Consider the following 4,035-nt stretch of genomic DNA (forward strand, 5'->3'; position numbering starts at 1 on the left):
TATTCTTATTATGCGCGCATAATTTTATTAAATTTTAATTCCCCGTTCTAAAAAATCTGTATCTTGCTCTTCAAACTAATAACACAGACTAGTCTAATGAGAACAGGATTACTTCTTGCGATGCTCCTATTTGCAGTGGGAGCTTATGCGCAAACCACTGTACGCGGAACTGTAAGCGATGAAAATGGAATTCCGATACCTGCGGCCAATGTCGTAATTGCAGGGACGACGGTAGGGGCCACGGCAGATTTCGATGGAAATTTTGTACTCGAAACCTCTGAAGTCCCTCCTTTTGAGCTTCGGATTACTAGTATAGGATATTCCCCTACTACCGTTAACGTTTCCTCAAATAATGAAAACCTTTCAATAACCCTTTCCGAGTCACAAACCTATTTAGATGAGGTCGTTATATCGGCCTCCAGGACTCCGGAACGCCTTTTTGAATCCCCGGTTACGGTGGAGCGTTTTGGGTTAAAGGAGATTCAGAACACCCCGGCGGAATCCTTTTACGGGGGGCTACAGAATCTGAAAGGGGTGGATATCAACACCAACAGTTTAACCTTCCAGTCGATCAATACCCGGGGGTTTGCTTCTTTTGCGAACGTGCGGTTTATGCAGCTTGTCGACGGAATGGATAATACAGCACCCGGGTTAAACTTCGTGCTTGGAAACCTGGTCGGGATGAGCGAACTGGAAGTTCAAAGCATTGAAATCCTGCCCGGAGCATCTTCTGCCCTCTATGGGGCCGGGGCTTTTAACGGGATTTTGTTTATGAACAGTAAGAATCCCTTTGATTTTCAGGGAATCAGCGCCTATTTCAAAACAGGGTTTACCCAACAGGATGCTGCGGGGACTAATCCGTATTACGATTTTGGAATCCGCGCCGCCCATGCCTTCAGCGATAAATTTGCGATCAAGGCAAACTTTTCCTTCCTGCAAGGAGAGGATTGGCATGCCGTGGATGAAAGGGATCTCAACAGACCCGGCGCAACCCGGGATAACCCTGCCTATGACGGATTGAATGTTTACGGAGATGAAGTAAGTACGCTCCTGAACTTTGACCAGGCTGTAGGCCTGCCTTCAGGAACTTTAGGAAGTGCATTGGTTTCCCGTACGGGGTATGCCGAGTCGGATCTGTTAAACTACAATGCGCAGAGTGTTAAAACGGACTTTTCTTTATATTACCGCCCATTTGCCAATGATTTTGAGATCATCTACAATGGGCGTATAGGTCGTGGAAATACGATTTATCAGGGAGCGAATCGTTATGCAATCCGGGATTTCACTCTTCAACAACACCGTATAGAGTTTCGGAATAATAACTTCTTTGTAAGGGGGTATATCACCTCGGAAAACTCAGGAAATTCGTACGATACTCGTTTTGCAGCCATTAATATCAACCGGGCCTGGAAAGGAGATACCCAGTGGTTTACGGACTACGCCCAAACGTTTATCGGGGCACGACTCGGTGTCGGAACTGGGGTTCAACTTCCGGAAGAGCAAGCCCATGCTGTCGCCAGACAAGCGGCGGATCAGGGGCGGCTGGTGCCGGGAACGGATGCCTTTAATTCTGTATTTAACAGGGTGATCGCAGACGGAGATTTTAATACAGGTGCTAAATTTATAGACAGAACCAAGTTTCGTCATGCAGATGCCAATTACAATTTTTCACATCTGACTTCAGATTTTGCGGATATTATGATCGGGGGATCTTTCCGGGAGTATGAATTGAATTCACAGGGAACCATTTTTACCGATATAGACGGCCCCATCACTTATAACGAATACGGAGCTTATCTTCAGGTGCAGAAGCAATTTCTGGACGACCGGCTGAAATTTACCGGATCTGTGCGCTACGACAAGAACGAGTTCTTTGATGGATTTTTCTCTCCCAGGGCTTCTCTTTTAGCGACCCTTGGAGAAGAGCGCAACCACAACATTCGGTTTTCCGTCCAGCAGGGCTTCCGGAACCCGACCACCCAGGATTTATTTATCGGTCTGAATGCCGGCCGTGCCATCCTTGTGGGATCTGCACCGGATAACCTGGATCGGGATGTTCGTACCCTACCACTCTCTCCCTCTGGGCAGGCGATTACAGGAAGCCCGACATCTACGATCGTCGGCAGAGCCGCCTATGAGAACGCATTTTCCGTCAGTTCGCTGCAACAGGGAGCGCCTCAGGCGGTGGAAACTCCCTTAGTTCAGCCCGAGGAGATCACAGCATTTGAGTTGGGTTACAGAGCACAAATTGGCCGTATTGCTATTGATTTGAGCGGGTACTATAACGTTTATGACAATTTTATTTCCAACACCATTGTTCTTGTTCCGCTTTATGGACAGGCCGGGGATAATGCACTCTCACTCCTGGCATTGCAAAACGGCGACACTCAAGCCTATCAGACATATACAAACTCTCCTGCGGATGTAGAATCTTATGGAGCAACCATCGGCTTGGACGCCAAAGTATTGGGAGATTTTGATTTTGGAATAAACTATACCTATGCGGAATTTGAATTCGATCAGGCGGCTTTCCCGGATTTCCGGACTCAATTCAACACCCCGAATCACAAGGTAAAGGCTTCTTTCGGGCATACGGAATTGTTTAAGAACTTCGGGTTCTTTATCAACTACCGCTGGAGTGATTCCTATGAGTGGCAAAACACTTTTGCCGATGGTCCCATACCTTCGTTTAACGTGTTGGATGCGCAGGTTAATTATACGGTACCCAGCCTGAAATCGATTTTTAAACTGGGGGGATCCAACATCCTTGGAGAAGACTTCTTTTCAGCCGTAGGAACGGGAATTGTAGGTTCTATTTTCTATGTTTCCTGGACGGTGAATCCGTAACAGGGAGATACAATAATTTAAGCGCCGGGAGACCGGCGCTTTTTTTATGGAAAAAGGGATGGAAACCGTTCCGAATTATGGAGGAATGCCCTATATTTGCAGCCGAAAAAAAGCACCTTAGACTTTTTATAAATTCAGAATAATGGCAAATCATTCAGGCAGGGTATCCCAAATAATCGGCCCGGTAATCGACGTTGAATTTCCTTCGGAAGCCGACCTTCCAAAAATTTACGACTCCCTTGAAATCAAAAGGGAAGATGGGTCTCTTTTGGTCCTCGAGGTTCAATCCCATATTGGCGAAAACTCCGTACGGTCCATCTCTATGGACTCTACAGATGGTTTGAGCCGCGGAACTGAGGTTGTTGCCACAGGAGCTGCGATACAAATGCCGGTCGGGGAAGACGTCTACGGACGCCTTTTCAATGTGATAGGGGATGCAATTGACGGTCTTGGGAATCTTCCCAAAGCGGGTAAGGACGGACTGCCCATTCACCGCGAAGCTCCGAAATTTGAAGATCTTTCCACTTCTACAGAAGTACTCTTAACCGGGATAAAGGTCATCGACCTGATTGAGCCTTATGCCAAAGGAGGTAAGATTGGTTTGTTCGGGGGAGCCGGGGTGGGAAAAACGGTTTTGATCCAGGAACTCATCAACAATATTGCCAAAGGGCACGGAGGGTTGTCTGTATTTGCGGGAGTAGGGGAACGTACCCGTGAAGGGAATGACCTGCTTCGGGAAATGCTCGAATCCGGAATTATTAAGTACGGTGACGATTTCCTGCATTCCATGGAAGAAGGAGGATGGGACCTGAGTAAGGTGGATAAAAAAGTAATGAAAGAATCCAAGGCGACCTTCGTATTCGGACAAATGAATGAGCCTCCCGGGGCACGTGCCCGTGTGGCCCTTTCCGGATTGACAATAGCGGAGTACTTCCGTGATGGAGCCGGAGAAGGGCAAGGGAAAGACGTACTTTTCTTTGTCGACAATATCTTCCGTTTCACACAGGCAGGATCTGAGGTTTCCGCCCTTTTGGGAAGGATGCCATCTGCAGTAGGGTACCAACCTACCCTGGCTACTGAAATGGGAGCCATGCAGGAGCGTATCACCTCGACCAAAAGAGGATCGATTACTTCTGTTCAGGCCGTCTATGTTCCTGCGGATGACCTTACGGATCCGGCACCGGCAAC

General features: G+C 47.7%; 2 protein-coding genes. Both read left to right on the forward strand.

Going from position 1 to position 4,035, the window contains the following annotated elements; genetic code table 11:
* Positions 1-96 precede the first annotated feature (96 nt).
* Positions 97-2,847, forward strand: a complete 2,751-nt coding sequence (locus WBV75_RS06150; RefSeq protein ID WP_424119762.1) for a TonB-dependent receptor — start codon at positions 97-99, stop codon at positions 2,845-2,847.
* Positions 2,848-2,989: 142 nt separating this feature from the next.
* On the forward strand, positions 2,990-4,035 hold a 1,046-nt coding region (gene atpD, locus WBV75_RS06155; protein WP_424119763.1), incomplete at its 3' end, for a F0F1 ATP synthase subunit beta.

The organism is Robiginitalea sp. (assembly GCF_049588695.1).
Lineage (GTDB): Bacteria > Bacteroidota > Bacteroidia > Flavobacteriales > Flavobacteriaceae > Robiginitalea.